Below are 2,048 nucleotides of genomic sequence, written 5' to 3' on the forward strand. Positions count from 1 at the left end.
CGGCCCTCGATCCGCGCATGGATGTGGGCGCCGCCATTGCCGAGCCGCTGCTGGTCAACAAGCTCGCCAACCGCACGGACGCGCGCGACAGGGTCGCCGACCTGCTGCGGCGGGTCGGGCTGCAGCCCGAAATGGCCGGCCGATTCCCGCACGAGTTCTCGGGCGGCCAGAGCCAGCGCATCTGCATCGCCCGGGCGCTGGCCATGGAGCCGCGTGTTATCGTGGCGGACGAGTCGGTCTCGGCCCTCGACGTCTCGGTCAAGGCGCAGGTTATCAACCTGATGCTGGACCTGCAGGCCAGCATGGGTCTGGCCTACTTGTTCATATCGCATGACATGTCGGTGGTGGAGCGCGTCAGCCATCGCGTCGCGGTGATGTATCTGGGCGAGATCGTCGAGATCGGTCCGCGCGGCGCGATCTTCGGCAATCCGCAACACCCCTATACCAAGCGCCTGCTCGCGGCGGTGCCGATCGCCGATCCGGCCCGCCGCCACGAGAAGCATCCGGTGGCGAATGACGAGATCGGGAGCCCGGTGCGGCCTGTCGACTACGTGGCGCCGGCACGGCAATATCGCGAGGTCTCTCCGGGTCATTCCGTGATGATCTGGGGAGATGAGTAGGAGCGACCGCCGATTTCGGCTTCCGACGTCATTCAGCCTTTTACGGCTCCGGCCGTCAGGCCCCGCACCATCGCCCGCTGTACGATGGAGAACAGCACGACGACCGGCACGATGCTGATGATGCCCCCCGCCGAAAGCGCGCCCCAGGGCAGCTGGAATTCCCCGACCATGAGCTGCAACCCGACCGGCCAGGTTCGCGAACCGGTGCTGGTCGTCAGCACCAACGCGAACAGGAATTCGTTCCAGGCCCCGATCGCCACGAAGACCGCGGTGGCGACCAGGCCCCCCGCAACCAGAGGCAAGACGATGCGCAGCATCGCGCCGATACGCGACGCCCCGTCGATCCTGGCTGCGTCCTCCAATTCCGAAGGCACCGCATCGAAGAACCCCTTCATCATCCAGATGAAGACCGGCAGCAGGAAGGTGGTGTAGGCCAGGGCCAGCCCAAAGCGGCTGTCGAGGAGGCCGACGCTCCGCATCAGGATGAACAGCGGCACGATGATCATCACCGCCGGAAACATCCGCACCACCAGGTAAAACAGCATCAGTTCGCGACGGCCACGGAAGCGGTAGCGTGCGACGGCATAGGAGGCGAGCGTCCCGAACACGACGCAGATCACCACGGTCGTCAGCGTCACGACGGCGCTGTTGACGATCAGGGTCGGGACGTTGGAGCGCGTCCAGATCGCGACGTAGTTCTCGAACGTCACCCTTTCCGGGATGTACTGGATCGTCGCGGTCACGATGTCCGATTCCGGCTTGAGGGACGTCAAGAAGGCCCAGAGCACCGGAAACATCGCGAAGATCACGATCGACAAGGCCCCGGCATAGCAGAGGAGGACATGGATCCGCCGCCGGGCGGAACGGCTGCGAAGCATCAGTCCCTCATCGCGTTGGAGAGCTTCACATAGGCGTAGCTGAACACCATCAGCAGCAGGAACATGACCACGGACAGCGCGCTGGCGTAGCCGAAGTTGAATTCCTTGTTCGCCTTCAGGAAGGCATAGAGCGACAGCACCTGGGTCGAGCGGCCCGGCCCGCCGCCGGTCAGGATCAGCAGGATATCGGGCGAGTTCACCAGGCTGATGACCCGCAGGACCACGGTCGCCACGATCACGACCCTGAGCTGCGGCAAGGTCACATGGACGAACTGCCGCCACAGCCCGGCGCCATCGGTTGCCGCCGCCTCGTAGAGGTCACTGGGGATCCCCTTCAGGGCCGCCAGCAGAAGCAGCGCGAAGAAGGGGAATCCGTGCCAGACCTCGACGACCATGGCGGCGAACATCGCCGTGTCCGGATCCGCGAACCACGCCTTGTAGCTGCCGAGGATGCCGACGCGCACCAGCATGTCGTTGAGCACGCCGAGGCGCGGATCCAGCAACAGCGCCCACATATGGCCGGCGACGACGTTGGGCAGGAACCAGGGCA

At 65.2% G+C, this 2,048-nt stretch carries 3 protein-coding genes; 1 reads left to right on the forward strand and 2 read right to left on the reverse strand.

Going from position 1 to position 2,048, the window contains the following annotated elements; translation table 11 throughout:
- Positions 1-17 precede the first annotated feature (17 nt).
- Positions 18-620: an ATP-binding cassette domain-containing protein gene (locus AC3XYG_RS16560; RefSeq protein WP_489140950.1), complete on the forward strand. Its 603-nt coding sequence runs from the start codon at positions 18-20 to the stop codon at positions 618-620.
- A gap of 32 nt (positions 621-652) precedes the next feature.
- Here the strand turns inward: AC3XYG_RS16560 and AC3XYG_RS16565 are convergent, their stop codons facing one another.
- Positions 653-1,429, reverse strand: a complete 777-nt coding sequence (locus AC3XYG_RS16565; protein WP_489140952.1) for a carbohydrate ABC transporter permease — start codon at positions 1,427-1,429, stop codon at positions 653-655.
- Positions 1,430-1,497: 68 nt separating this feature from the next.
- On the reverse strand, positions 1,498-2,048 hold a 551-nt coding region (locus AC3XYG_RS16570), incomplete at its 5' end, for a carbohydrate ABC transporter permease (RefSeq protein ID WP_489140951.1).

The organism is Inquilinus sp., from assembly GCF_057815775.1.